This window comes from Candidatus Neomarinimicrobiota bacterium, from assembly GCA_017656425.1.
In the GTDB taxonomy this organism is placed as follows: Bacteria; Fidelibacterota; UBA2242; order UBA2242; family B5-G15; genus JACDNV01.
This window is the reverse complement of the sequence record JACDNV010000047.1, coordinates 1-1,251: the sequence shown is the minus strand read 5'-3', so window position 1 is coordinate 1,251 and position 1,251 is coordinate 1. Positions and strand designations below refer to the sequence as shown.

Here is a 1,251-nt window from a genome sequence, read left to right as displayed (position 1 = left end):
GACATCTGATCTGCTCCTATTTTGCTCCAGCCTCTGGGCCTGCTGCTTAATCTATCAGCTAACACATGGCTTACATGGCCTTCTGCACTGCATCCTATAGCATCTTTATCTTTCATATATGCCTCTATCCCAGCCCAATTTTTTAAAATATATTGGCGGCTTTTCCTTACTGCTTTGATCTTGCTTTCGGCTTCAGTTTTCTTCATAATCTTTTTAAATACTCTTTTTACCTTTGTTTTATCCAGAGTATTTATTCCTCCCCATAACTCAAATCTTAATTTCGGTACATGCCCTGTAGCTTTTAATACATATTTGTTTAGGTGGTATTTATCCAGTACATACTTTGCTTTGGGCAGCCAGTTTAATCCTTCTTTGATCCATCCAGCTCCATCTCCCGATAAAAAAACCTTTTTAATCTTGTCAGTATCATAATTTTCTTCTATATAATCCGCTACCTCCAACCATAAGTCCTCTGGATTACTGTATATCCCTGAAAAATAGTGCACATTCTTTAGCTTGTTTCTGCCCTGGCCTTGTTCATATCCTTCATGCACATATACTAACTTTGATATTGTCTTTTTACCATCTTGCAATGATATATGGTCCTCATCTGCTTCTACATAGAGAATTGCTACTTCTTTTTTCTCCTCACTTTGCTTTTTATACTTTATCCTTTCCAGTTTCCTGCTCTTGTTCATTACTGTCTGGCGACTTAACTGTACTTCTTTTACCGCCAGCTTTGCACTTTTGGCATAAGAATAGTTGCTGGCTAAATCAATTAGCTTTGACTCCAGGTTCTTATCTATCCTCTGGTGAGGTTCCATACCCATATATTTATCTACCAGGTAAGCATAACTGCCATCAATTTTCGATTTGTAGTAGGTCCTGGTATATTTGACTTCCCCAAACTCTGTTATGATGGTCTTTTCGTCTGATGAGCGCTGTACAACCCATCTCTTTTTTCTTTCTTGAGATTCTTTTATGGCCTGATCCAATTCCTCCAGTGTATATTTCATGATTGCTTGACCTAAATTATCAATATGCTTTTTTATTACTCTTGTTAGTTTCGACAGACCTCCATCATTCTTTAAGTAAATCTCTTCCAAAGTTACTTCTAATTCCGGGATGATATTTTCCGCAAATTGTTGTATAATATTTTCCAAAGAGGCTCCCTCCTTTTTGTTGTTTTTGGACAAAAACATTTTAACAAAAAGGGAGCCTCTTTTCTATTTTTTACCGAAATTTGTCCAA

At 36.7% G+C, this 1,251-nt stretch carries 1 protein-coding gene; it reads right to left on the bottom strand.

All coding sequences use genetic code 11. The annotated features are described in order from the left end of the window. Nucleotides 1-1,163, bottom strand: a 1,163-nt coding sequence (locus tag H0Z29_12155) for an ISLre2 family transposase (GenBank protein ID MBO8132237.1), incomplete at its 3' end; no start/stop codon positions are given. Between the last annotated feature and the right edge of the window lie 88 nt (nucleotides 1,164-1,251).